Consider the following 24,826-nt stretch of genomic DNA (forward strand, 5'->3'; position numbering starts at 1 on the left):
TTACTTGGCGCCGAGACCGGCGTCGGAGACCTCGGGCTTGCCGGTGGCTTTGAGGACCTTGTTCAGGAGCGTCAGGTCGTAGATGCCGGTCAGGTCGGGCTTCTCGAGGAGTCCTGCCTTGACCGCCCACTCGGACTGGGTCTTGAGCGTGCCGGCGAGCGGGTCGTCGGTGACGAGGATGGACTGCCAGGCCGGGTCGAGGATCTTCGCGTCGAGGGGCTTGCCGCCCTCGGCGGCGAGTTTGGCGTTCGCGGAGGCCTTGGCCTTGTCCGGGTTGGCGTTGATCCACTCGTTGGTCTTGACCGTGCCGGTCAGGACGGCCTCGACCACGTCCGGGTGCGCCTTGAGGAACTTCTGCGACACGATGATGTTCGTGATCACGAACTTCTTGTCGGGCCACAGGGCGGTCTCGTCGAGGAGGACGGAGCCGCCGTCGGAGACGAGCTTGGAGGCGGTGGGCTCGGGCACCCAGGCGCCGTCGATGGAGCCCTGCTTGAAGGCGTCGGGGGTGACCTTGTTGTCGGTGCGGACGACCGAGACGTCGCCCTTGCCGGACTCCGGGTCGACCTTCCAGCCCTTCTCCGAGATCCAGTTGAGGAACGCGATGTCCTGCGTGTTCCCCTTCTGCGGGGTGGCGATCCTCTTGCCCTTGAGGTCGTCCAGGGTCTTGATCTTGTCGGGGTTCACGACCAGCTTGACGCCGCCGGAGGTGGAGCCGGAGATGATCCGCAGGTTGGAGCTCTTGGACTTGACGTAGCCGTTGATGGACGGCGAGGGGCCGATGAAGCCGATGTCGAGGGAGTCGCCGTTGAGGGCCTCGATCTCGGACGGGCCGGCGTTGAAGGACTGCGGCTTGACCTTCGTGCCGGCCAGTTCCTTCTCGATCAGGCCTTCCTGGAGACCGACCAGGGCCGTGGCGTGGGTCAGGTTCGGGAAGTACCCGATACGGACCTCGTCGACCGAGAGCTTCTTGCCGCCGGGAGCGGCGACGTTCGACGCCTTGTCCTGCGGCTCGTCCTTCGCCGCCTCGGAACCGTAACCGCAGGAGGTGAGCAGCAGGGGAAGCGTCGCAGTGACGGCGATGGCACGCAGGGTGGTGAGCGGTCTTGCGCCAGACACGGAAGTGTCCTTTCACGGAGTGGTGTTCGGGGAAGTGCGGAGACGGGCGACGCAAAGCCTGCGACACACACGGAACCCACGTCCGGCCGGCGGCGGGATCGCCTTCGCAGGCCGGGAGCGGACGGTTTCGCAGGTTCCGGTGGTGGATGTCGAGCGCGTGCATCGCACACCCGCGCTCGAAGGTGCGCGGGCGGTGAGGTCGGCCGAGGGGCCCGCCCGGCCGACGGAGAGGGGGGACGCGATCCGGCGCACAGCGGTGCGCGGCGCGTGGAGCCATGCCCTGGGGGAGGGTGGCGTCAGGCAGGCTGACAGATGGCGCTGGAGGTGAGGACCAGGTCGATGTGCCGGCGGGAGGTCAGCAGGGGCAGCGGCCGGCCGGCGTGGTGCAGTGTTCGCACAGCCACCTCACTGAATTCCTAGTTTTCCTACCGGGTCGGTAGGCATATTGGCAGAGCGGAGCGCCCACCCCAAGAGGCTGACCAGATATTGGACGACTGGATCTCGCAGTGTGAGAAAGTGCAGGTGGGGCAGGGGATCAGGGATTGGCCCAGGCGTCGGGGGCGTGGGTCAGCGCGGATACGTCGGCGGGCAGCTCGGACGCGGCGACGTCGGCGAGCGAGACGCCGTCGAGGATCTGGCGCACATTGGCCCGCAGGGCGATCCACAGGGGGAGCAGCGACTGGGCGGGGCCGGTGTAGGTGAGGTCCGGGGGCCGGACCCCCCGTACCGAAACGAGCGGTCCGTCCACGACGCGGATGACGTCGGCGATGCTGATGGACCGAGCGGGCTTGGCCAGCCGGTAGCCGCCGTTGCCGCCGCGCTGGCTGAGCACGAGGCCGCCCCGGCGCATGTCGTTGAGGATGCCCTCGAGGAACTTGTGCGGGATGTCCTGGGCGTCGGCGATGGCTTCGGCCTTCACGGGCCCGTCGTCCTGCGACGCGGCAAGCTGCAGTGCGGCACGTACCGCGTAGTCCGCCCTGGCTGAGATCCGCATGCGCACATTATCCCGCACGGGCACAGCGGCAGGTGCTGCGGGCCCGGCCGGGCGGACGCGGACGCGGACCCGCCCGCCGTACCCCGTACCCCGTACGCGGCCCGCGTCAGCGGAAGGGTGCCATCGCGCGGTGACGGCCGTTGAGGTAGTGCTCCCCTATGGAACGCAGGCGGTGCGCGGCCGGGCGGCGGGCCGTCAGGACGCGGGCGTTGCGCCAGAAGCGGTCCAGGCCGGGGGCGTCGACGAGTTCCAGCACCCGGGCGGTGATGTGCAGGGCGGCCTTCGAGGTCACGGCCTCGGCCGTGGCGACCAGGGCGGCGACGGCCGCCGGTTCCTCGGCGTCGAGGTGCGCACCCGTGTCGAGGGCCTGCGCCATCACCCGTGTCGCCCGGTCGACCACCGCCGTGGCCGTCTGGGCGGCGGAGGCGAGTTCCCCGTACGCCAGGAGGAGGTCCGGGTCCTCCCCGGGCCGCCGGTCCGTACGGGTGCTCCTGCTGATGTCGCGCGCCTCGGTGAGGGCGCCCTCGGCGACGCCGAGGCCGACGTGGCACAGGGCGAGCCGGAGCGCGGGCTCGGCGAGCGCCGTGAAGGGCGCGGTCGACTCGTCGTCGTGCGGCCGGTGGCCCAGTACCTGCCCGGCGGTGACGGCGACCCGGTCGAGGACGGCCGTGCCCGCGCCGGCCACGCGCTGCCCGAGGCGGTCGTGGGCGGGTTCGACGGTCAGGCCCCGTGCGCCGGACGGGATCCGTACGACCAGGATGTCGCCGCTGCGGGTACAGACGGCGTCCACCACCAGTTGGTCGGCGACCGCCACTGCCGTGTCCACGGACCGGCGTCCGCCCAGTACGTAGCCGTCGCCGCGCGGCGTCAGTACGAGGTCCGGCCCGCCGGGGTTCTCGGTGGGCGCGGGGGCGCGTACCGCGCCGGTCCACAGCCAGTGCTCGCGCGTCGACTCCGCTTCGAGGGCGGAGGCGTGCTGGTGGCGTGCGTAGAAGCGTCCGCTCCAGGTGTGTACGTAGTGGTGGGCGAGTACGTCGCCGACGGAGCTGTCCGCCGCGGCGATCTCCTGGATCACGGCGCATCCCGTGCGCCAGTCCGTCCCGTGGCCCTGCCCGGGCGGTGTGAGGGCCGCCAGCAGGCCGGCCTCGCGCAGCCGGGACGTCTCGTCGGCCGGCGGCCCGCCGGCCTGATCGCGGGCGATGGCGTCCGCGGCGAGGTCGTCCGCCACATCGCGGGCGGTACGCAGGAGCGCGCGGCGCTGCTCATCGGCGGAGGGCCGGATGATGGTGCTCGTCGTCGTCGGCATGGGCGTCACCGGATCCCCACCTTTCCCATCGGATTGATAGGGATACTCGCCCCAAGTGGGCCGCCCGGCAAGGGTATGGCCGCATGATGGACGGCGCCGTCTCGAAATGAGAGACGCCGTCGTCAGCGGGCTGCCGCGCATATTTCCTATGGAATTACTAGGGAAGTATTGACGGGTGCCCGTTCGGCACTTCACGATGTGGCCATGTCCCCGTCGCAGCCGTCGCTCGTACGCCGCAGGCACGTTGACTTCCGTCTCGTCGCCAGCGCCGTCTGCCGACCCTTCTAGGCCTTCTCCGACAGGGCATCTCTTCGACGCGCGCCGGGCGTTCCGGCCGCTCCTCTCTGTACGTCGCGCTTCGTGACCCCAGCCCTCCGGGCCGTACGGGTCCGTCCGGCGTGCGGCGCGCCGGCTCCTCCGGTCGAACCGGTCAGGAGGGCCCCCGTGCCCCGTCGTGGCCGAACAGCCGGCATCCGTACCTCACTCCGAGCAGCCGAAGGGCTCATCGTGACCACCGCACTTCCCGCACCCGCCGCCCGCCGTTCCCCCGCTCCCCGCCTCAGGCTCGTCGGTGACGGCCCGCCCGGCGTCTCCGCCGGCGCAGCGCCCGGCGGCCGCGTCGGATACCTCGTGTTCCTGCCGGCGGACGTCGACCCAGTGGCGCTGATGGCGGCGCACGGGGTACGCCCGGAGACCGCGCCCCTCGAGCCCACGACGCCTCCGTCTCCCGAGCCGGAAGCGGCCTCCGACCCCGGAACCGTCCACGCCGACGACGCCATCCGGGTCGACCGGGACCGCCGCCTGGTCGAAGTCGACGGGCGCGAACTGGACCTCACCTACCTGGAGTTCGACCTCCTGGCCCACTTCGTGGCCCACCCGTACACGGTCCACACGCGGGAGGGGCTCATCTCGGGCATCTGGGGTTACGGGCACATCGGCGACGGCCGTACCGTCGACGTCCACGTGGCCCGGCTCCGCCGCAAGCTCGGCCCCGCCTACCGGGACCGCATCGCCACCGTGCGCCGCGTGGGCTACCGGTACGTGCCCGGCGACCACTGAGACGGAAGCCGACGGCGGCCGGCTCGCGCGACCTGGTGCGGGTCAGCCGCGCCGCGCCCACTCCTCGGCCAGCAGGCGGTAGGAGCGGACCCGGTCGGCGTGGTCGTGCGTGATGGTGGTGATCAGCAACTCGTCGGCCCCGGTGGCCTCCTGGAGCCGCTCCAGATGGTCGGCGACCGTCCGCGCGGAGCCCACGAACTGGGTGTCCACCCGGTCGGCGACCAGCTCGCGGTCGGCGTCCGTCCACGGCATCAGGCGGGCCTCGGCGGGCGTCGGATAGGGGATGGCGCCCTGGGCGGTACGGATGCTGCGCACCCAGGGGGCGTACCCGGCGGCCAGCTCGCGGGCCGTCCGGTCGTCCTCGGCCACCACCACGTCGGCGGACACCGTCAGGTACGGCCGCTCCAGCTCGCCGGAGGGCTTGAACGCGGCCCGGTAACCCTCCGCGGCCTCCAGCACCGAACCGGGGCTGACATGGTAGTTGGCCGCGAAGCGCAGCCCGCTCCGCCCGGCGGTCTCCGCGCTCACCCCGCCGCTGCTGCCCAGGATCCACACCTGTACGTCGGCCCCCTCGCCGGGCACCGGGTGCGCCTCCACGCCCTCCGGGGAGCGGTACTCGCCCCGCAGCAGCGCCAGTACGTCGCCCACCTGCTCGGCGTAGTCCTGCGGGGTGGCGCCCGGCAGGTTCAGCAGCCGCTGCTGGAGGGCCACGCGCGGGTGCCCGAGGAGGTGGGCGAAGGAGAAACGGGGCGGGATCCGCAGCCCGTTGCGCGTCCACCCCTCGAAGGGCGGCGCGGCGCCCGCCGCGGGCTTCGTGGGCCGGCCGGCCGAGCGGCCCAGCCCCAGGTCGAGGCGGCCCGGGTGCAGGGCGTCGATCAGCCCGAACTCCTCGACCGTGGACAGCGCGGTGCGGTGCCCCAGCTGGACGGCGCCGGACCCGATCCGGATCGTCGTGGTCGCCGAGGCGGTCAGTGCGAGCAGGACCGCCGGGGAGGTCCCGGCGACACCGGGGTTGAGGTGGTGCTCGGCGAACCAGTAGCGGGCGTAGCCGAAGCGCTCCGTTTGCCGGGCCAGGTCGATGCTGTGGTGCAGGGCCTCCGCCGGGGTGGAGCCGGAGGCGACCGGGACGAGGTCGAGGACCCCGAGGGGGATGCCGGACATGGCCGGGCTCCTTACAGGTCAGGACGCCCGGTGGAGGGCGAGGTACCGGGCGAAGGCCGGCCGGTACGCGGACACCGCCCGCTGCGAGGTGGGCGCCGTGTGACAGCCAGGAACTTCACGCGTGTGCCTTCCCGTTGGCCGTTTCCCCGAAAACGCTACGCCCGATGACCCGGTCAAACCATGACCGCAGTATGAAGAGAATTTGACAGCGGTCACGGCCCCGTCGGACGCACGCGCAGGCCGGCCAGTCGTCCACGCCCTTGCTTGACGAAGAGCGGCTCGTCCTGTTCAAGTAGTCGCATGAATGCCCATCAGCGCCTGGTTTCGCGCGACTACATCGACTTCGGTCGGGTGTGGTCCGCGGCGTGTTGCGCCTGACGCGGCAGCGGGCCGTCTGACCGGCCCTCCCCTCCCTCGGTGACCCCGTCGCGGGCCGGGACCCCCCTTCGCTCCACGCCGGAGCACGAACGGCGACCCGTATGAGGCACGCCGTCGCGAGCCCGCGCGTGCTGCTGCCGCCGCCCTGGTCCTTCCTCCCGACGCCCGCGTCGTCACGCCCCGCCCTCTTGTGACGTGTCCTCACGTGCCGCCGTGGCAGCGGCTGTTCCGCCCTGCCCGCGCGCAGCGCGCAGCGCCCACCGTCCTCTTCGAAAGGCCACCCCATGCCCGTGGAATTCCTCGGCATCGCCGCCACCAACGACGGCTCCGAAACCACCGCGCGCTCCGGCGCCGCCTTCGACAAGGAGTACACGCTCCGGCTCGGCCGGGCGCACGAGGACCACGGCTGGGACCGGGTGCTGTTCGCCTACGGCTCCGGATCCCCGGACCCCGCGCCCGCGGCCGCGTACCTCGCGAGCCGGCTGGACCGCCTCCAGATCCTGCTCGCCCACCGGCCCAACGTCTCGTACCCCACCTACGCCGCCAAGACCTTCGCGACCCTCGACCAGATCAGCGACGGCCGGCTGACCGTGCACTTCATCACCGGCGGCAACGACCACGAGCAGGGCCGCGAGGGCGACACCCTCACCAAGGACGAGCGCTACGCCCGGACCCGCGAGTACATCCGGATCGTCAAGAAGATCTGGACCACCCGCGAGCCCTTCGACCACGAGGGCGAGCACTACCGCTTCCACGACTTCGTCAGCGACGTCTTCCCCGTCCAGCAGCCGCGTCCGAACGTGTCGTTCGGCGGCTCCTCACCCGCCGCGTACGCCGCCGGAGGCGCGGAGGCCGACATCTACTGCCTCTGGGGCGAGCCGCTGGAGGAGACCGCCCGGCAGATCGAGTCGGTGAAGGCCGCCGCGCGGGCCGCGGGCCGCAGCGACGTGCCGCGCATCCAGGTCGCGTTCCGCCCGATCATCGCCCCGACCGAGGAACTGGCCTGGGAGAAGGCCCACCGCACGGTGGGCGCCATCAAGCAGCGGCGCCGGGCAGGCCTCGTACGCCACCACCGCGGCGGCGTGGCGCAGGCCCCGGCGCCCGAGAACACCGGATCACAGCGGCTGATCGCGATCGCCGAGGCGGGGGAGCGCTACGACCGGGCGCTGTGGACCCCGACCGCCGCCGCCACCGGGGGCGCGGGCAACTCCAACGCGCTGGTCGGCACCCCCGAGACGGTCGCCCAGGCACTCCTGGACTACTACGACCTCGGCGTCGACATCCTCTCGGCCCGCGGCTACGACCTGCTGGGCGACGCCGTCGACTTCGGCCGGTACGTGATCCCGCTCGTCCGCGAGGAGGTCGCGAAGCGCGACGCCGAGACCGCGGCCCGGGCCCTCCAGCCGCCCGTGACGGCGGTGCGCGGATGACGTCCGCAGCACCCGCGCCGGCTGTCCCGCCGGTCCGTTGGCTCCCCGTGGCCGAAACCTGTGCTTCCGGGCTGTGCCAATGGCCCAGTGTTACGGAGCTCACTTGAGCCATTGCCCCTGCGGATGCTTATCTGTGTCATATCCAAGTACTTTCGGCGCCGCGCGACGCCGGGCCCGGCAACGACGCCGGCCCGGAGCGCGGCGCCTTCGCCGTGCCCGTCAGCCGCCCACCACCCCCGGGCGGACGCCGGGCCGGCGCGCACCACTGCGAGGGGGGCGGCACACCGCCGTGAAGAGGATGTTCGTGGCTCCGGATCCGGGGCGCACCAGACTGCGGAACTCGCTGCGCGCGGTGATCGGCACAGGGCTCGCCGTCGCCGTCGCCGAACTGGCGGGGCTCTCGCTCACCGCCTCCATCACCGGCGGGCTCGCGGCCCTGCTGGCGCTCTTCACCGTCCTCGACGCGGACGTCCGCGCCCAGCGGGTGACCACCGCCCTGCTGCCCGCCGCCGGCTTCCCGGTCCTGGCGCTGGCCACCGGACTGCACGGAACACCGCCCGCGCGCGACGCGGCCTTCCTCGCCGTCGTCTTCGCCGGGGTCTACGCCCGCCGCTGGGGGCCGCGCGGCCACGCCCTCGGCATCTTCGGCTTCATGATGTTCTTCGTCACCCAGTTCCTGCACGCCGTACCCGCCCAGCTCCCCGAGCTGTTCGCCGCCGTCGCACTGGCGCTGGTGTCCGCCGGGGCCGCCCGCTTCCTGCTGTGGCCCATCGAGCGCCGCACCCCGCCCGCCGCCGCCCCGCGCCCGCTGCCCGGCACCGGCCTGGCCCGGCCCACCACCCGCCAAGCCTTCCAGGCGACCGCCGCCTGCGGTTTCGCCCTCGCCATCGGCCAGGTGCTCTCCGAGGACCGCTGGTACTGGGCCGTCGGCACCGCCTGGTGGATCTTCGTCAACACGGCCTCGCGCGGGGAGACCCTGGTCCGCGGCTTCCGCCGGGTGCTGGGCACCGTCGTCGGCATCGCCGCCGGCCTGCTGATCGCCGTACCCCTGCACGGCGCGCCCGCCCCCACCGCCGCCCTCGTCGCCGTCTGCGTCTTCGGCATCTTCTACACGGCCGCCCCGTCCTACTCCTGGATGATGTTCTTCGTCACCGTCATGGCCGGGCTGCTCTACGGGCTCCTCGGCGTGCTGCACCCCGGGCTGCTCCTGCTGCGCTTCGAGGAGACCGCGGTCGGCGCGCTCGGCGCCGCCCTCGCCGTGGCACTGATCCTCCCCGTGACCACCCACGGCGCCAACGACGCCTGGATCCAGCGCGCCCTGCACTGCGTACGGGCCGCCACGGCCGCCGCCCTCGACCGCCTCGCCGGAGACGACGCGGCCGACCCGGCCCCGCACGCCGCCGAGCTGGAACTCCTGCTGGGCCGCGTACGGACGGCCCTGGCGCCCCTGGTCCACCCGCTGAGCCCGCTGCGCGCCCGCAAGGCCCGCGCCCGGCAGGTCCTGGCGCTGCTCGACGACTGCGCCCGCGAGGTGCGCGGGCTCGTGGCCGTCGCCGCCGACCCGCAGGCCTCCCACGACGCCCGGCTCGCCGCCGCCTGCTGGCGCGTGGAGGCGGCCGTCGAGGCCCTCACCGCCCCCCAGGGCGCCCCGGAGCCCTCCGCACCGCAGACCCGGCCCCACCCCTCGGGCGCCGAACCGGCCCTGGCCCACCTCCACGGCCTGGAGCAGGCCCTCGTCGCCCTGGCCACCCCGCTGCGCACCGACCCCCGCGCCCCGCTGGTCATCACCGCCTGACGCGGCGCGGGCGGTACGGTCGGGGCCATGACGACCGACCACGCCTTAGCCGTCGAGTACCGCACCGCCCGCGCCGGGGACCGGGAGGCGATGGAGGCCCTCGACGGCTCCTTCCACACCGGCACCGTCTTCGAGGTGACCCGCTCCGAGGCCGGCTTCGCGCTCCGCGAGGTCCCGGTGGACCCGCCGCTGCACAAGGTCTTCCCGCCCGCGCAGGATGACGAGGGCGACGAGGACGACGAAGACGAGGACGAGGACGGCGGGGAGCACTCCCGGACCTTCGTCGCCCTCGACGCCGGAACCCTGTGCGGCTTCGCCGCCGTCACCTACGCCCCCTGGAACCGGCGCCTCACCGTCGAGGACATCGAGGTGGCCCCCACCCACCGGGGCCGTGGCGTCGGCCGGGCCCTCATGGAGCTCGCCGCCGGCTTCGCGCGCGAACGCGGCGCCGCGCACCTCTGGCTGGAGGTCAGCACGGTCAACGCCCCGGCCGTGCACGCCTATCGGCGCATGGGATTCACGCTCTGCGGGCTGGACACCGCCCTCTACGACGGCACGCCCGCGGCGGGCGAGCAGGCCCTGTTCATGAGCCGCCCCTGCGGCTGATTCCAGCCTCCGGCCGCCCCGGTCCCCAACGCGCCGGAATGCCGCGGATGATACGCCCGCGAACGGTCTCTCCGCAGGCCAATGCGCCGAGACCACTCGGAGGAGTGTTCCGGGCCTGCCCCCGGCTCCCGGCTGACCTGCGCCGTGTACAACGGGTGATTGTTCATTGCACATTCATCCGGCATGTACAGGGTGGATCTGGTCGGACAGGGGGTAACCGCCCGGAATGGAAATTCTGCAGAAGCACTCGAGCGATGCTCAGGTGTGGGAGGAAGCCGAGGAGTTCATCCGGCTCTTCCACCGGGAGAATCCGCAGGCCGGTGATCCGCGCGCCCGGCTCGCCGCCGTACGGGCCGAGCTCGCGGGGACCGGCACCTACCGGCACACCCCGCAGGAGCTGGTCCACGGGGCCCGCGTGGCCTGGCGCAACAGCAACCGCTGCATAGGCCGGCTCTACTGGAACTCGCTGCGGGTGCGCGACCGGCGCGGGCTGACGGACGCCGAGGACATCGCCGGCGAATGCTTCGAGCACCTGCGCGAGGCGACCAACGGCGGCCGGGTCCGGCCCACGATCACGGTCTTCGCCCCCGACGCCCCGGACCGCCCCGGCCCGCTGATCTGGAGCGAGCAGCTGGTGCGGTACGCCGGCTACGGGGACCACCACTCCATAACGGTGGGCGACGCCCGCAACGGGCCGCTCACCGAGGCCCTGCTCAGACTCGGCTGGTCCGGCGGCGCGGGCACCCCCTTCGACCTCCTCCCGCTCGTGGTGCAGGGCGTCGACGACAAGCCCCGCTGGTTCGACACCCCCGCCGACGCCGTGCTGGAGGTGCCGATCCGGCACCCCGACGGGCGCGACGACTGGAGCGACTGGGGACTGCGCTGGCACGCCGTGCCGGCCATCTCCAACATGTGCCTGGAGATCGGCGGCATCCACTACCCGGCCGCCCCCTTCAACGGCTGGTACATGGGCACCGAGATCGGCGCCCGCAACCTCGCCGACACCGACCGCTACAACCTCCTCCCGGCCGTCGCCCGCAGACTCGGCCTGGACACCTCAAGCGAGCGCTCGCTCTGGAAGGACCGGGCGCTGGTCGAGCTCAACCGGGCGGTGCTGGACTCCTTCGACCGGGCCGGGGTCACCATCGCCGACCACCACACCGAGTCCCGGCGGTTCCTCTCGCACCTGGAGCGCGAGGAGGGCAAGGGCCGCGAGGTGGGCGCGGACTGGTCCTGGATCGTCCCGCCGATCTCCGGCTCCGCCACCGCGGTCTTCCACCGGACCTACGAGGACCGGCCCAGTTCCACCGCGTACGTCCACCACCCCGGCGCCCAGGAACGGGCCAGGGGGCAGGACTTGGTCTAGACCTTCTGTTACCGTCGGCTCCGGACGGATCCGGGACGGCGGAAAGAGGCACCAGTGGGCGGCGCGCACAGTACGGACCAGAGCGGCGGACACCGGGCCTACATCGGCTCGTTCACCTCGGGGGGCGGTCGCGGTGTCACCACCGCGGCCGTGGATCCGTCCACCGGAGCGCTGACCCCGCTCTCCTGCGCCGACTCCCTGGCCGACCCCTCGTACCTCACTCTGGACCGGAGCGCCGGCGTGCTCTACGCGGTGAGCGAGGCCGAGCGGGGAGCGGTGGGTGCCTTCCGCGCCACCGCCGACGGCCTCACCCCCCTGGGCGCCCCTGTCCCCGTCGGCGGCTCCGGCCCCACCCACCTCTGCCTGGCCGGGGGCCGGCTGCACACCGCCAACTACGGCTCCGGCAGCGTCAGCAGCCTGCCGCTCGCCGCCGACGGCTCCGTCTCGGGCCCCGCCTCGGTCCTCACCCACCAGGGTTCCGGCCCCGACTCCGACCGGCAGGAGGCCCCGCACGCCCACCAGGTGCTGCCCGACCCCACCGGCCGCTGGGTGCTCGGGGTGGACCTCGGCAGCGACGCCGTACGGGTCTGCGTGCCCGCCCCGGCCACCGGAGCGCTGCGGGTGCACGCGCGGACCGCCCTGCGCGCCGGGACCGGACCGCGCCACCTCGCCTTCCACCCGGCGGGCGAGGTGGTCTACGTACTGCACGAGCTGGAGCCGCAGCTGACCGTCTGCCGCTGGAACGGGGCCTCCGGGCGACTCGAACCGGTCCGTGAGGTTCCGGTCGCCTCCCAGGGCGCTCCGGGCGCCGTACGGGCCTATCCCTCGGCGATCGCCGTCTCGCCCGACGGGCGCTTCGTCTGGGCCGCCGTGCGCGGGGCCGACACCCTGGTCACCTTCTCCCTCGCCGGCGGCCCCGAGCAGCCGCGGCTCACCGGCACGGCCGGATGCGGCGGCCGCTGGCCGCGCGACCTTGCCGTAGACCCCTCGGGGCGCCGGCTCTACGCGGCCAACGAACACTCCGGGGACGTCACCTGGTTCGAGGTGGACCCGCGGACCGGAGACCCGCGCCGGGCCGGCTCGGTGGCCGTACCCGCCGCCTCCTGCGTCGTCTTCGGCTGACACGGCGAGGGCCCGCCCGGAACGGATTCCGGGCGGGCCCTCGTCACGGTCGGGCTCGGGGGCCTACTGGGCGGCGGCGCCCAGCGTGATCCCCAGGGCGGCGCTGTACTGGGCGACGGCCAGCTTGCCGAGCGCCGGGTAGGCACCCAGCACCTCGGCGGCGGCGCAGTCGGCCTCCTTGCAGGCCGTGTCCAGCAGGCCGTCGGCGGCTTCCGGGCCGATCAGGTACGGGGCCAGCGCGAGCTGGACCGAACCGGAACCGCGCAGCTCGGCGGCGACGGCGGCCACGGAGCCCTCCTGGTCCAGCGCGGCGGCGATCACGGGCACCGCGAGCCGGGCGGCCAGCAGCATGCCGGTGATCCCGGCCGCCTGGACGGCCTCCTCGCCGCCGGTGGTGGCCAGGATGATGCCGTCGGCGGCGGTGGCCACCGTGAACAGCCGGGCCCGGTCGGCGCGGGCCAGACCGGCCTCGGAGAGCCGCACGTGCAGGCCCTCGGCCAGCAGCGGGTGCGGACCGAGTACGTCGGCCAGCTCGGCGGCGGCCGAGGAGTCCATCAGCGCCTGGCGCACCCGGCGCAGCAGGTCCCCGTCGGGACCGGCCAGCAGGGGCACGACCACGGCGTCGGGTCCGGTCGGCGCGGGCACCTCGTGCCCGGCGGCGCGGGCGAACTCCGCGCGTGCGGTCCGCTCCTGCGCGACGGCGGTCAGGACGCCGGACAGCGAGGGGAACTCGCTCTCCTCGCCGTCCTCACCCTCGAGGTAGCCGATCCGGGCATCCAGGCCGGGCAGCTCGGAGCGGCCGATGCTGATGATCTCTTCCGCGAGCCCCCGCGAGGCGGCCGAGGGGGCACCGGGCACGGCGAGCACCAGCGCGGGCGCGCCCTCGGGCGCCACCGCGGGCTCGGGCCGGCGGTGCCGTCCGGTCTGGCGGGGTCGCGGCATTCGTACGGGCAGGCCATTTGCGGGCCCAGTGGGGGAGCTCATGGCGCCGCATGCTACTGGCTTATCGGAACCGGGTGTTCGGGCAGGGCCTGGTCGGGCGGCATCTGTCCGCATTTATCCGTTGAATACCCTCGTTCAATGTCATATACGGTTCAACTGACTGAGGGCAAGCGCCAGTCGACGGGCTGTGCACCCTGGCCGGCCAGCAGCTCGTTGGTCCGGCTGAAGGGCCTGGAGCCGAAGAAACCGTAGTCGGCGGACTTGGGGGAGGGGTGCGAGGACTCCACCACGGGCAGCTCGCCGAGCAGCGGCCGCAGGTTGCGGGCCGCCCGGCCCCAGAGGATGGAGACCAGCGGCTTGCCGCGCGCCGCGAGCGCCCGGATGGCCTGGTCCGTGACGGCCTCCCAGCCCTTGCCCTGGTGCGCGTTCGAACGGCGGGGCGCGGTGGTGAGGGAGCGGTTGAGCAGCAGGACGCCCTGCTGGGTCCACGGGGTGAGGTCGCCGTTCGCGGGCCGGCCCGTCCCGATGTCCCGGTGCATCTCCAGGAAGATGTTGTCCAGGCTGGGCGGCACCGGGCGGACGTCGGGGGCCACGGAGAAGGACAGGCCCACCGCGTGCCCGGGGGTGGGGTACGGGTCCTGCCCGACGATCAGTACCTTCACCTCGTCGAAGGGCTGCTGGAACGCGCGCAGCACATTCGCCCCGGCGGGGACGTACGTTCTGCCCGCCGCGATCTCGGCGCGCAGGAAGTCGCCCATCGCGGCGATCTGCGCCGCCACCGGCTCCAGAGCCCGGGCCCAGCCCGGCTCGACGATCTCGTTCAACGGTCGTGCTGCCATGGGTGATCACTCTACTGGCCCACACCGACAACCGGCCCATGCTCAGCGCAGTACGGCCGCCCGTACGCACAGCACGTCCGGCAGGTGCTCGGCGAGCGGCTGCCAGCTGTCGCCGTCGTCGTGGCTGGCGTACAGCTCGCCGTTGCGGTTGCCGAAGTAGATGCCCGCCGGGGCGGCGTCGTCGGTGCACAGGGCGTCGCGCAGGACCGTGCCGTAGTGGTCGCCGGCCGGCAGCCCCTTCGTGAGGGGTTCCCAGGTGACGCCCGCGTCCCGGGTGCGGAAGACCCGGCAGCGGTGCTCCGCCGGGACCCGGTCGGAGTCGGCGTTGAGCGGGAAGACGTAGGCGGTGTCCGGGCGGTGCGGGTGCGCGGCCACGGCGAAGCCGAAGTCGGAGGGCAGCCCGGCGCCGATGTCGGCCCACTCGGCGCCCGCGTCGTCGCTGCGGTAGACCCCCCAGTGGTTCTGGAGGTACAGCCTGCCCGGGTCCCCGGCGTCCTGGGCGATCTTGTGGACGCACTGGCCGAACTCCGGGTCCGGATCCGGCAGGAACACCGCCGAGACCCCGTGGTTGGACGGTGCCCAGCTCGCCCCGCCGTCCCTGGTGCGGAACACCCCGGCGGTGGAGACCGCCACCGTCACCGCGGCCGGGTCGGCCGGGTCGGTGATCACCGTGTGCAGGCCCTCGCCGCCGCCGCCCGGCACCCACTCCGAGCGGGTCGGGTGCTCCCACAGCGGCCGGACCAGCTCGAAGGACTCGCCCCGGTCGGCCGAGCGGAACAGCGCGGCCGGCTCCGTACCGGCGTAGACCACGTCCGGGGCCTCCGGGCCGGCCGGGTGCAGCTGCCAGACCCGCTCCAGCGAGGCGCCGGTGTCCTGCGGGAACTTCACGGCGGGCGCGGCCGGCTCGTGCCAGGTCGCCCCCAGGTCGTCCGAGCTGAAGACGGACGGCCCCCAGTGCGAGCTGTCCCCGCCGACCAGCAGCCGGGGGACCGGCCCCCGCGCGTCGATGGCCACCGCCGAGACGGCCTGGGCGTTGAAGTGCGGCCCGTCGAACTCCCAGGGACCCTCGCCCCGGCGCCGGCCGATGAAGAGCCCCTTGCGGGTCCCCGCGAGCAGTAGCACGTCGGTCATGGCCGACACCTCCGGACCTCGTTGTCCTTCACCGCAGCTTTCCAGCCAGTCTGCACCCGACCACCGACAGCGGTCGCGCAGGCCGGGCCGTCGAAGGTCTGTGCGACGCGCTCCGGCGGCGGGGAGAGAGCTAATACGAGAGGTCTCGTACTACGGGAGATTTCGTAGTACGGTGTTCCTCGTACTTAGCGCCGGGTCCCCGGTGCGCGTCCGGTGACATCTGGAGAGCCCCATGAGTGCTGCCCCCGCCGCCTTTGCCGCCCTGTTCCAGCCCTACACCCTCCGCTCGGTGACCATCCCGAACCGCGTCTGGATGGCCCCGATGTGCCAGTACAGCGCCGAGGCCTTCGGCCCGAACGCCGGGGTGGCCACGGAATGGCACTTCGCGCACTACGCGGCCCGAGCCGTCGGCGGCACCGGCCTGATCATCCAGGAGGCCACCGCCGTAGCCCCGGAGGGCCGGATCAGCCCCTACGACCTCGGCATCTGGAACGACACCCAGGTCGAGGCGCTCCGCCGGATCACCGCCTTCGTCAAGGCCCAGGGGTCGGTCCCCGGCATCCAGATCGGCCACGCCGGGCGCAAGGCCTCCACCGGCCGCACCTGGGACGGGGGCGGCCCCGTCGGTCCCGAGGCGGACGGCTGGCTGCCCAGCGCCCCCAGCGCCCGGGCCTTCGACGAGGGCTACCCGGTGCCGCACGAGCTCACGACCGGGGAGATCCACGAGATCACCGGCCGGTTCGCGGCCGCCGCCCAGCGCGCCCTGGCCGCGGGCTACGAGGTCGTCGAGATCCACGGCGCCCACGGCTACCTGATCGGCGAGTTCCTCTCCCCGCACAGCAACCGGCGCACCGACTCCTACGGCGGCTCCTTCGAGAACCGCACCCGCTTCGCCCTCGAAGTGGTCGACGCCGTACGGGCGGTGTGGCCGCAGGAGCTCCCGCTGTTCTTCCGGATCTCCGCCACCGACTGGCTGGAGGAGGACGGCTGGACCGCCGACGAGACGGTCCGGCTGGCCGGCCTGCTGCGGGAGCACGGCGTGGACCTCCTCGACGTCTCCACCGGCGGGCTCGCCCCGCACGTCCGGATCCCGACCGGCCCCGGCTACCAGGTGCCCTTCGCGGCCCGCGTCAAGGCGGAGACGGCCCTCCCGGCCGCCGCCGTCGGCCTGATCACCGAGCCGGAGCAGGCCGAGAAGATCCTGGCCAACGGGGAGGCGGACGCCGTCCTCCTCGGTCGCGAGCTGCTGCGCGACCCCTTCTGGGCCCGCCGCGCTGCCGCCGAACTGGGCGCGGAGATCCCCACCCCCGGCCCCTACCACCGGGCCTGGTGAACCGGCTGCGGCGCGGGCCGGCCCCACACCCCCGCGCCGCACCCCGCCCTTCCTACGACGTTTCTCGTACGATGGGACCGGCAGTGGAGTCGAACGAGCGGAGCAGGACATGACGGAACGCGACACGGCCCGTGTCCTCGCCCACCCCGAACCGCAGGAGATCCGGCTGGAGGGCGTACTGCACGCGCTCTCCGACCCGATGCGGCTGGCCATCGTCCGCGAACTCGCGGCCACGGGCACCGAACTGGCCTGCTCCGACTTCGTCCTGCCGGTCACCAAGTCCACGACCACCCACCACTTCCGCGTCCTGCGCGAGAGCGGTGTCGTACGCCAGACCTACCGCGGCACGGCCAAGATGAACGGCCTGCGCCGCGAGGACCTCCAGGCCCGCTTCCCGGGCCTCCTGGACAGCGTCCTGACGGCCGCCGCCGAAGAGGACCGGCACACACCTGGCGACGCCTCCTAGGGAGTCGCGTCCCACTGGTGGAGTCCGCCGCCGTCCGGGCCGTAGACGTTCATCCGGTAGCCGCGGCTCAGCGAGAGCCCTTCCCCGGCCGCCAGGAAGGACGTGATCGACGCGGCCTGCTTCTTGAAGACCGGATCGTCCGTGTTCGCGTTGCGGGTGCGGACGATCAGCAGCGGCACGCCGTCCGCCGTGGACTCCTGCTGGATGCCGTACACGTCCGCGTCCCCGCCGGCGGCCCGGTAGCGCTCGGCCAGCGCGAGCGCCTCCGGCGGGGCGGCCGTCGTGGTGGCCGTCGGGCCCGGCGCGGCCCGCACCGGGGTCTCCTCCGTGCAGCCCGCCAGCAGCACCGTGCACGCGGCCGTCGCCAGCACCGCGCAGGTGCCCCGCCGTATCGCCCTGCCCATCGTCAACTCCCCCTACCGGTAACCGAATCCGGTCACCCTACGCGAGGCCGGCCGCCGTGCGCAGGCCCGCCCAGTCGGGGATCTTCACCGAGCGGCGGCCCAGGGAGCGGCCCAGGTCCGCTTCGGCGGCCTCGATGGACAGCCAGCCCGGCCACTCCACCGGGCGCAGGCCCGCCGCCCGCAGCGCGTCCAGCGGGTCGCCCGGCAGCTCGCGCCGGACCAGCGCGCCCGCGTCCTGGAGCAGCGAGGACACCGTCTCCTTGGCGCACGGCCGGTTGGTGCCGATCACCCCGGTCGGGCCGCGCTTGATCCAGCCCGCCACGTACTCGCCCACCGAGGCCCGGCCCTCGCGCACCACCCGGCCCGCCGCGTGCGGCACGGTCCCGGCGGCCGTGTCGAAGGGCAGGCCGGGCAGCGGCACGCCCCGGTACCCCACCGAGCGCAGCACCAGCTGCGCCTCGACGTCCTCGTACGCGCCGGTCCCGCTCACCCCGCCCCGCCCGTCGGGGGCGGTCCGCTCGAAGCGGATCCCGCGGACCCTGCCGTCGGGCCCGCCCAGCACCTCCACCGGCCTCAGGTAGAAGCGCAGCGCGATGCTCCGGGCCCCGGCCCCGCCGTCGGGGACGGCTGCGGCCCAGCCGCGCAGCACCTCGAGGTTGCGCCGGGCCACCGCGGGCAGCGCGGCCGCCGCGCCCTGGTCGGCGTACGTCGGGTCGAGGGCCAGCTCGGCGGGCTCCACGAGGGTGTCCACCCCGGGCAGCGTGCCCAGTTCGCGCAGTTCCTTGGTGGTGAACTTGGCCTGCGAGGGCCCGCGCCGGGCCACCATCGCCACCGTCCGCACCCCGCTGCCGGCCAGGACGCCGAGCGCCGGCTGGGGCATGTCGGTCGGCTCCAGCTCGGGCACGCCCCGGGCCAGGATCCGGGTCACGTCCACCGCGACGTTCCCGGCGCCGACCACCACCGCCGAGCGCACCCCGCCCAGGTCGAAGGCGCCGGCGTCCGGATGCCCGCTGTACCAGGACACGAAGGCCGTCGCGGAGTGCACTCCGGCCAGGTCCTCGCCGGGGATGCCGAGCATCCGGTCGCGGGCGGCGCCCACGCAGTACACCACCGCGTGGTACAGCTCCAGCAGCCGCGCGGTGGTCAGTCCCTCGCCGCCGACCTCCACGTTCCCGAGGAAGCGGATGCGGTCGTCCTCCAGTACCGAGCGGAGGTTTCCGGTCAGTGACTTGATCTTCTCGTGGTCGGGGGCGACCCCGTACCGTACGAGGCCGTACGGAGCCGGCAGCCGGTCCAGCACGTCGACCCGTACGCCCGGCACCTCCCGCTGCTGGACCAGTGTCTGGGCGGCGTAGACCCCGCTGGGGCCCGAACCGACGACGGCGACACGAAGCACGGCGGTACTCCTCCCGCAGGTGCCTCCCAGCATGCCACCGGCCCCCGGGCCCGTCAGCCCATCGCGCGCATCCGGTGTATCTCGGCGCTCTGGGTGGCCACCACCTCGGTCGCCATCTCCTCCACGGCGACGTTGTTGCCCTGGGCCAGCGCCTCCCCGGCCATCTTCAGGGCGCCCTCGTGGTGGGCGGTCATCAGCCCGAGGAAGAGCCGGTCGAAGTCGGCCCCCTTGGCGGCGGTCAGCTCCGCCAGCTGCTGTTCCGTGGCCATGCCGGGCATCGCGGCGTGGTCGTGGGCCTCGCCGCCGGCGCCCGGCGCCGGGTAGCGGGAGAGCCACTTCTCCATGGCCCCGATCTCGGGCCCCTGCGCGGCCGCGATCCGCTCGGCGAGCCGTTTGACGCCCTCGGCGGAGGCCCGGCCGGGGGCGAGGGCGCTCATCGCCAGGGCCTGCCGGTGGTGTTCGACCATGCGCCGCACGTACGCGTGGTCGGCCGCGTTGGGGCTGTCGTCGGGGCGCTCCTTCGCGGCCTGTTCGGGGGAGAGGGTACGGGCCGGCCCGCCCGGCTTGCCGGGGGCGATCACCATCGGGCCGCCCTCACCCGCCGCCCGTGAGCCGCCGTCCCCGCCCTGGCAGCCGGTGAGCGTGAGGAGGAGGCCGGCGGCCAGCGCCGCCCCCAGGAATCGGCCGACTAATGCGTTTGCCATGTCCATGAAAAGCAAGATACTGCCGGGGTCCAGGTTCCGTTCCCATCAGGAGCGAAACGTACGGGCCCCCACGGGAGGCACAGTGACCTTGCTGCACAGCGTCAGAGTGCGCCACCGGAGTCTGGGGGTGGCCCTGGCCGCCGCCGGGCTCCTCACCACGCTCCTGGCCACCGCCGGACCGGCGGCCGCCACCCCCGACCCGGGCGACCTGACCCCGGGCGCGGGCAACCGGCAGAGCGCCGGCCCCGCGCAAGGCCGTGAGCTCGCCCCCGGGGAGATCCCCGGCCAGGACGAGATCGTGCACAGCGCCAACATCAAGCCCCTGGCCAACATCCCCAGCGCCAACCCGGCCGGGATCAACTCCGACCTGGCGTTCCAGGGCAACTACGCCTACGCGGGCAGTTACGACGGCTTCACGATCTACGACATCGCGAACCCCAAGGCGCCGAAGGTGGTCACGCAGGTCCTCTGCCCGGGCGGCCAGAACGACATCTCGGTCTCCGGCGACCTGCTCTTCCTCTCCACCGACTCCTCCCGCAGCGACGACTCCTGCAACAGCGTCTCGCAGCCCGCCACGGAGAAGTCCTCGTGGGAGGGCATCAAGATCTTCGACATCAAGGACAAGCGGAACCCCAAGTACGTCAAGTCCGTCGAGACCGCCTGCGGATCGCACACCCACACCCTGGTGCCCGGCGGCCGGGACATCTACCTCTACGTCTCCTCGTACTCGCCCAACGAGGCCTTCCCGGACTGCAAGCCGCCGCACGACGGCATCTCCGTGGTCAAGGTCCCGAAGAAGGCCCCGACCCAGGCCGCCGTCGTCGGCTTCCCGGTGCTCTTCCCGGACGGCGGCAACCCGGGCGCGCCGGCCAACCCCGGGGTCTCCAAGACCACCGGCTGCCACGACATCACGGTGCTGCCGTCCAAGGACCTGGCCGCCGGCGCCTGCATGGGCGACGGCATCCTCTTCGACATCAGCAGCCCCGAGCAGCCCAGGGTCATCGACCGCGTCCAGGACAACGTCAACTTCGCGTTCTGGCACTCGGCGACCTTCAACGAGCGGGCCGACAAGGTGGTGTTCACCGACGAACTCGGCGGCGGTGGCGGCGCCACCTGCAACGCGGCCACCGGCCCCAACCGGGGCGCCGACGGGATCTACGACATCACCGGCCGCGGCGACCAGCGCAAGCTGGTCTTCAAGGGCTACTTCAAGATCCCGCGCCACCAGGCCGACACCGAGAACTGCGTGGCCCACAACGGCTCGCTGATCCCGGTCGGCGGCGGCCGCGACATCATGGTCCAGGCCTGGTACCAGGGCGGCGTCTCGGTGTGGGACTTCACCGACTCCGCGGCCCCCAAGGAGATCGGCTACTTCGAGCGCGGCCCGCTGACCACCGACAAGCTGGGCCTGGGCGGCTCCTGGTCGGCGTACTACTACAACGGGCACATCTACTCGAACGACATCGTCAAGGGCCTCGACGTGCTGCGGCTCGACGACAGGCGCACCGAGAGCGCCAAGTGGGTGTGGATGGACCGGCTCAACGTCCAGAGCCAGCCCGAATACCACTGACCGTGGCTCGGACCTAGCGACCCGAAACTAGCGACCCGAAACTAGCGACCCGAAACTAGCGAGGAAACGTTCCGCCGGGCGGCCCTCCGTCCGGCGGGACCCCCAGCTCCCAGTCCAGCCCGTACCGCTGGAACAGCTCCGCCCGCAGCCGGGCCGCCGGCATCGGCGCCCCCGGCAGCAGCACCGCCACCACCGCCCCCATCAGCAGCGCGCGCAGCAGCGGGTAGTCCGTGTCCACGTCCGCCGAGCCGTACCGGACCACGGTGTCCCGCAGCAGCTCCGCCAGCCGCTGCTGCTCGGGGCACTGGATGAACCCCTCCGCCTGGAGGATGCCCGCCATGTGGGTGCGCATCAGTCGGGGCTGGTCACGCGCCAGCCCCAGGATCGCGTCGATCGCCCGGGCCAGCCGCTCCCGGCCGTCGTCGCTGCGGGGCTCGCGCTCCAGGGCCGCTTCCAGGGTCAGGTGCATCAGCCGGTGCACGGCCGACTGCAACAGCTGGCGCTTGCCGGGGAAGTAGTACGAGACCAGGCCGCGGGCCGCGCCCGCCCGGTCGGCGATGTCGCCGAGCTTCGTCGCCTCGTACCCGCGCTCGGCAACCAGTTCGACCGTCGCCTGCAACAGCCGCTCCCGGGAACGCCTGCGCAATTCTTCATTGACCGATGCGCTGCGCGGGGACATGCTTACTCCTGCGTTGACTGGCTCCGAGCCAATATACTCAGCGCGCGGGACCGTCTGCTCGGGGCGACGCGGGGGATCGCCTCGAGCAGGCATGCCGAAACGCCGCGAGCGAGACCAGGGCAGCGCCCAGGAGCCAGCCCGCGAGCACGTCCGAGAACCAGTGGACGCCCAGGTAGAGCCGGGTGAAGCCGACCCCGAGCACCGAGACGGCGGCCACCGCCCAGGCCGCTCCCGCCACCGCCCGCGGGACCTTCGCGGGCAGCACCCACAGCAGCAGCCCGCACACCACCGCGGCCGTCATCGCGTGCCCCGAGGGATAGGCCGCGTACTGAGCCGAGTCGACGGGATCCGGCCACACGGGCCGGGCCCGCCCGGTCAGCGCCTTCAGCCCCTGCTGCACCCCCGAGGCCACCAGCGTCGCCGCCCCCACCCGCACGGCGCGGGAGCGGTCCCCACGCCGCCAGAGCCACAGGCAGGCCAGGGCGGCCAGGGCGCGCATCGTCCAGGGGTCCCAGATCCAGTCGGAGAACACCCGCACGAGGTGGGTGACCCCGGGATGGGTGACGGCGTACGGGTGCAGGTCCCGCGCGAGCTGCTCGTCGTAAGAAACCAGGGGCCCCCACCGGGACACCACCAGGACGGTCAGTACGGCCGCGAGCAGCGCGCAGCCCACCCCGGCTCTCGACAGCCACGTGCTCCGCATGCCGCCGATCTTCCCAGCACGCGGGCCGCGTGCTTTACGCCAGCGCGCTGAGACCCGGTACGAAGGCCACCGCCAGCGGAAGCGTCGGGACCAGGGCGGCCAGCGCCGTCAGCTGGAGCCGGCGGGCCGCCGACAGGCGGGGCGTGGGCGACAGCAGGCGCCGTACCCGCTGCGGGACGTGTGCCTCGGCGGTCCCGCAGGGGCCGAAGACGCCCCGGTCCTCGTTCAGCCCGACCAGCGCCAGGGCGATCGTCAGCCGCCCGTAGCGCCGCGAGGCCACGTCGTCGGCCGCCAGCTCCACCAGCCGGTGCATCTGCGCCTCGAACGCCGCGAACACCGGCACCTGCGGGAACCCCTGCGCCAGCGCCCGCGAGCAGTGCAGCAGCCAGTCGTGCCGGGCCGCCACGTGCCCCTGCTCGTGCGCCAGCACCGCGTCGAGCTGGCTGCCCTTGAGCCGGCCCAGCGCCGCAGTGGTCACCACCAGCCGCGGGGCCGTCCCCGGCTGCCACCAGGCCTCCGGGCGCGGCCCCTCCAGGACCACCAGCCGCGCGGTGGCCGGGTCCTCGCCGGGCAGCAGCGGGGCCCGGACCAGCAGTTCGGCGCCCCGGGCGCGCCGCCGGGCCCGCGCCCGCAGCACCTCCCGCGCCAGCATCGCGCCGGTCCACAGCCCCCCGCAGGCCAGCGCCAGGGCGGTGCCGGTCGCCCACGGGCCGCCCTCCGCCCCCAGCGCGTACGCGTCGACCACCCCGTGCGGGGCCGCGGCGAACAGCCGGCCCCGTACCGCCTGCCAGGCGGCGGCCGCGCTCAGCAGCATCGACAGCGCCAGACACAGCAGCGTCGCGGCCACCACGCACTGCCACACCCACAGCGCGACGACGGGTTCACGCTCGGGCCACTCGGCCCGGGCCAGCAGGCGGGGCGCGAGCACTGCGGTCAGTGCGCCGAGCATCAGGAGAGCGGCGGGGACCATCATGTCCGCCAGCCTATGAGCGCGGGCCTACCTCCCGGTACGGCCGCGGGGCATTGGTGACGCAGGACACGTCCGGCCGGCGGTCCGAGGCCCCGGCCGCGGGCCTCACATGGCCAGCAGCATCGCCAACATCCCTGTCCCCATGGCCAGTCGGCAGGCCGGAGTCAGGTCGCCGGCGCCCCCGGCAACCCCGGCGCCCCCGCCGCCCTCCGCGCCCGGCGCCGTCCCGGCCGGATGCGACCCGCCGCCCGCCGTCACCAGCCGGGCCCCGCCGAGCAGCACATAGCCGGCGTAGTAGACGAGCAGCGCCCCCGTCACCGCCGGCAGCCCCGCCCGGCCGTGCCCGTGCGCGGCGGCCATCGCCAGCGCCATGTACGCCATCGCCAGCGAGCCGACCAGGTGGTGCACGTGGTGCAACCCGCCCCGCAGCAGCCACAGCGCGTGCAGCGCGGCCCCGCAGCAGAGCGTCAGCAGGACCGGCGGCCCCCAGGGCCCGGTCCCGGCGGGGACGGCCATCGCCGCCATCCCGAAGCCCATCACGGCCTCGCCGGCGGCCGCCCCGCGCGTGCCCCCGTCGGCTCTGCGCGCCCGCAGCAGGCAGTACGCACCGCTCGCCGCGCACAGCAGGACGAGCATCCAGACGGGAGTGAGGGGCATCGCGGGTCCGTGCACGGCGGAACCTCCCGGTTCGTCGGCGTCAGGGGAAGGGATGCCCTGCTCACGCCGCCCTCACGCCGCCCCGGGTTAGGCTCTGGGAGCTGCACCCGGCATGTCATATGCCATTGCGATGAACGGAGTGCCCGATGTCGACCGCCCAGCCCGCCGCCCTCAGTTTCCGAAGCGCCGTGCAGGCGGACGTACCGGAACTGGTGGCACTCGTCGAGTCCGCCTACCGGGGGGACGCCAGCCGGGCCGGCTGGACGACGGAGGCCGACTTCCTGGACGGGCAGCGCACCGACCCCGAAGGCGTCGGCGCGATCATCGCGGATCCCGACGGCATCCTCCTGGTCGTCGAGCGCGCGGGCGAGGTCGTCGCCTGCTGCCAGCTCGAACACCGCGGGGACCACGCCTACTTCGGGATGTTCGCCGTGCGCCCCGGGCTCCAGGGCGGTGGCCTCGGCAAGGAGGTCCTGGCCGAGGCCGAGCGCCGGGCCCGCGCGTCCTGGGGCGCGACGGAGATGCGGATGACCGTGGTGAACGTACGGGAGGAGCTCATCGCCTACTACGTGCGCCGCGGCTACCGGCGCACCGGCGAGCTGACCCCCTTCCCCTACGGGAACGAGCGCTTCGGCGTCCCGCTCCGCGACGACCTGGCCTTCGAGCTGCTGGTCAAGGCCCTGTAAGAGGCGCCCC

Annotated in this window: 24 protein-coding genes; 10 read left to right on the plus strand and 14 right to left on the minus strand. The window is 73.5% G+C overall.

Features of this window, described 5'->3' with window-relative positions:
* The 3 genes from OOK34_RS25580 to OOK34_RS25590 form a co-directional block, all read right to left on the minus strand.
* Complete coding sequence (locus tag OOK34_RS25580; RefSeq protein WP_267036195.1) at positions 1-1,119, minus strand: aliphatic sulfonate ABC transporter substrate-binding protein; 1,119 nt, start codon at positions 1,117-1,119, stop codon at positions 1-3.
* Between the two features lie 535 nt (positions 1,120-1,654).
* Entirely contained in the window at positions 1,655-2,113 is a 459-nt protein-coding gene (locus OOK34_RS25585) for an Rrf2 family transcriptional regulator (RefSeq protein ID WP_267036196.1), read from the minus strand.
* Between the two features lie 106 nt (positions 2,114-2,219).
* Positions 2,220-3,419 carry an acyl-CoA dehydrogenase family protein gene (locus OOK34_RS25590; RefSeq protein WP_267036197.1) on the minus strand — a complete coding sequence of 400 codons (1,200 nt, stop codon included), beginning with the start codon at positions 3,417-3,419 and terminating at the stop codon, positions 2,220-2,222.
* 507 nt (positions 3,420-3,926) lie between these two features.
* On the opposite strand from OOK34_RS25590, the gene OOK34_RS25595 reads away from it, so the two are divergent.
* Entirely contained in the window at positions 3,927-4,478 is a 552-nt protein-coding gene (locus tag OOK34_RS25595; protein WP_267036198.1) for a winged helix-turn-helix domain-containing protein, read from the plus strand.
* 42 nt (positions 4,479-4,520) lie between these two features.
* Here the strand turns inward: OOK34_RS25595 and OOK34_RS25600 are convergent, their stop codons facing one another.
* Positions 4,521-5,639 (minus strand): LLM class flavin-dependent oxidoreductase, encoded by a 1,119-nt coding sequence (locus tag OOK34_RS25600; RefSeq protein WP_267036199.1) that lies wholly within the window; start codon positions 5,637-5,639, stop codon positions 4,521-4,523.
* Positions 5,640-6,301: 662 nt separating this feature from the next.
* On the opposite strand from OOK34_RS25600, the gene OOK34_RS25605 reads away from it, so the two are divergent.
* The 5 genes from OOK34_RS25605 to OOK34_RS25625 all read left to right on the plus strand — a co-directional run bounded on the left by OOK34_RS25605 (position 6,302) and on the right by OOK34_RS25625 (position 12,336).
* Positions 6,302-7,447, plus strand: a complete 1,146-nt coding sequence (locus OOK34_RS25605; protein WP_267036200.1) for an LLM class flavin-dependent oxidoreductase — start codon at positions 6,302-6,304, stop codon at positions 7,445-7,447.
* Between the two features lie 298 nt (positions 7,448-7,745).
* A complete protein-coding gene (locus OOK34_RS25610; protein WP_267036904.1) occupies positions 7,746-9,242 on the plus strand; it encodes an FUSC family protein in 1,497 nt (498 codons plus the stop codon).
* Positions 9,243-9,269: 27 nt separating this feature from the next.
* Positions 9,270-9,848, plus strand: a complete 579-nt coding sequence (locus OOK34_RS25615) for an N-acetyltransferase (RefSeq protein ID WP_267036201.1) — start codon at positions 9,270-9,272, stop codon at positions 9,846-9,848.
* A gap of 226 nt (positions 9,849-10,074) precedes the next feature.
* Positions 10,075-11,214 carry a nitric oxide synthase oxygenase gene (locus OOK34_RS25620; protein WP_267036202.1) on the plus strand — a complete coding sequence of 380 codons (1,140 nt, stop codon included), beginning with the start codon at positions 10,075-10,077 and terminating at the stop codon, positions 11,212-11,214.
* 54 nt (positions 11,215-11,268) lie between these two features.
* The gene (locus OOK34_RS25625; protein WP_267036203.1) at positions 11,269-12,336 is read left to right on the plus strand and encodes a lactonase family protein; all 1,068 of its coding nucleotides are present in this window, start codon (positions 11,269-11,271) and stop codon (positions 12,334-12,336) included.
* A gap of 63 nt (positions 12,337-12,399) precedes the next feature.
* On the opposite strand, the gene OOK34_RS25630 is transcribed toward OOK34_RS25625, so the two are convergent.
* The 3 genes from OOK34_RS25630 to OOK34_RS25640 form a co-directional block, all read right to left on the minus strand.
* Positions 12,400-13,320 (minus strand): sirohydrochlorin chelatase, encoded by a 921-nt coding sequence (locus tag OOK34_RS25630; protein ID WP_267036204.1) that lies wholly within the window; start codon positions 13,318-13,320, stop codon positions 12,400-12,402.
* Between the two features lie 110 nt (positions 13,321-13,430).
* The gene (locus OOK34_RS25635) at positions 13,431-14,117 is read right to left on the minus strand and encodes a uracil-DNA glycosylase (RefSeq protein ID WP_267036205.1); all 687 of its coding nucleotides are present in this window, start codon (positions 14,115-14,117) and stop codon (positions 13,431-13,433) included.
* Between the two features lie 42 nt (positions 14,118-14,159).
* Entirely contained in the window at positions 14,160-15,248 is a 1,089-nt protein-coding gene (locus OOK34_RS25640) for a sialidase family protein (RefSeq protein WP_267036206.1), read from the minus strand.
* 232 nt (positions 15,249-15,480) lie between these two features.
* On the opposite strand from OOK34_RS25640, the gene OOK34_RS25645 reads away from it, so the two are divergent.
* Entirely contained in the window at positions 15,481-16,581 is a 1,101-nt protein-coding gene (locus OOK34_RS25645) for an NADH:flavin oxidoreductase/NADH oxidase (protein WP_267036207.1), read from the plus strand.
* A 109-nt stretch (positions 16,582-16,690) separates the two neighbouring features.
* Positions 16,691-17,047, plus strand: a complete 357-nt coding sequence (locus tag OOK34_RS25650) for a helix-turn-helix transcriptional regulator (protein ID WP_267036208.1) — start codon at positions 16,691-16,693, stop codon at positions 17,045-17,047.
* On the opposite strand, the gene OOK34_RS25655 is transcribed toward OOK34_RS25650, so the two are convergent.
* From OOK34_RS25655 to OOK34_RS25665, 3 genes are read right to left on the minus strand one after another with little or no spacing between them, the layout of a single operon-like run.
* The gene (locus tag OOK34_RS25655; RefSeq protein ID WP_267036209.1) at positions 17,044-17,451 is read right to left on the minus strand and encodes a hypothetical protein; all 408 of its coding nucleotides are present in this window, start codon (positions 17,449-17,451) and stop codon (positions 17,044-17,046) included. The genes OOK34_RS25650 and OOK34_RS25655 overlap by 4 nt on opposite strands.
* A 37-nt stretch (positions 17,452-17,488) precedes the next feature.
* Complete coding sequence (locus OOK34_RS25660; RefSeq protein ID WP_267036210.1) at positions 17,489-18,847, minus strand: FAD-dependent oxidoreductase; 1,359 nt, start codon at positions 18,845-18,847, stop codon at positions 17,489-17,491.
* Positions 18,848-18,900: 53 nt separating this feature from the next.
* The gene (locus OOK34_RS25665) at positions 18,901-19,557 is read right to left on the minus strand and encodes a DUF305 domain-containing protein (protein ID WP_267036211.1); all 657 of its coding nucleotides are present in this window, start codon (positions 19,555-19,557) and stop codon (positions 18,901-18,903) included.
* A 76-nt stretch (positions 19,558-19,633) separates the two neighbouring features.
* Here OOK34_RS25665 and OOK34_RS25670 point away from each other — a divergent pair, with 76 nt between their 5' ends.
* The gene (locus tag OOK34_RS25670) at positions 19,634-21,121 is read left to right on the plus strand and encodes an LVIVD repeat-containing protein (RefSeq protein ID WP_267036212.1); all 1,488 of its coding nucleotides are present in this window, start codon (positions 19,634-19,636) and stop codon (positions 21,119-21,121) included.
* A 55-nt stretch (positions 21,122-21,176) separates the two neighbouring features.
* Here OOK34_RS25670 and OOK34_RS25675 read toward each other — a convergent pair whose 3' ends face one another.
* The 4 genes from OOK34_RS25675 to OOK34_RS25690 form a co-directional block, all read right to left on the minus strand.
* The gene (locus OOK34_RS25675) at positions 21,177-21,800 is read right to left on the minus strand and encodes a TetR/AcrR family transcriptional regulator (protein WP_267036213.1); all 624 of its coding nucleotides are present in this window, start codon (positions 21,798-21,800) and stop codon (positions 21,177-21,179) included.
* 37 nt (positions 21,801-21,837) lie between these two features.
* Positions 21,838-22,503: a phosphatase PAP2 family protein gene (locus OOK34_RS25680; protein WP_267036214.1), complete on the minus strand. Its 666-nt coding sequence runs from the start codon at positions 22,501-22,503 to the stop codon at positions 21,838-21,840.
* A 34-nt stretch (positions 22,504-22,537) separates the two neighbouring features.
* Positions 22,538-23,476, minus strand: coding sequence for a M56 family metallopeptidase (locus tag OOK34_RS25685; RefSeq protein WP_267036215.1), 939 nt, complete (start codon positions 23,474-23,476; stop codon positions 22,538-22,540).
* Positions 23,477-23,578: 102 nt separating this feature from the next.
* Positions 23,579-24,145, minus strand: a complete 567-nt coding sequence (locus OOK34_RS25690) for a DUF5134 domain-containing protein (protein WP_267036216.1) — start codon at positions 24,143-24,145, stop codon at positions 23,579-23,581.
* Between the two features lie 131 nt (positions 24,146-24,276).
* Between OOK34_RS25690 and OOK34_RS25695 the strand changes: the two genes are divergently transcribed.
* Positions 24,277-24,816 (plus strand): GNAT family N-acetyltransferase, encoded by a 540-nt coding sequence (locus OOK34_RS25695; protein ID WP_267036217.1) that lies wholly within the window; start codon positions 24,277-24,279, stop codon positions 24,814-24,816.
* The last annotated feature ends 10 nt before the right edge of the window (positions 24,817-24,826 follow it).

The sequence above is a fragment of the Streptomyces sp. NBC_00091 genome (genome assembly GCF_026343185.1).
Lineage (GTDB): Bacteria > Actinomycetota > Actinomycetes > Streptomycetales > Streptomycetaceae > Streptomyces.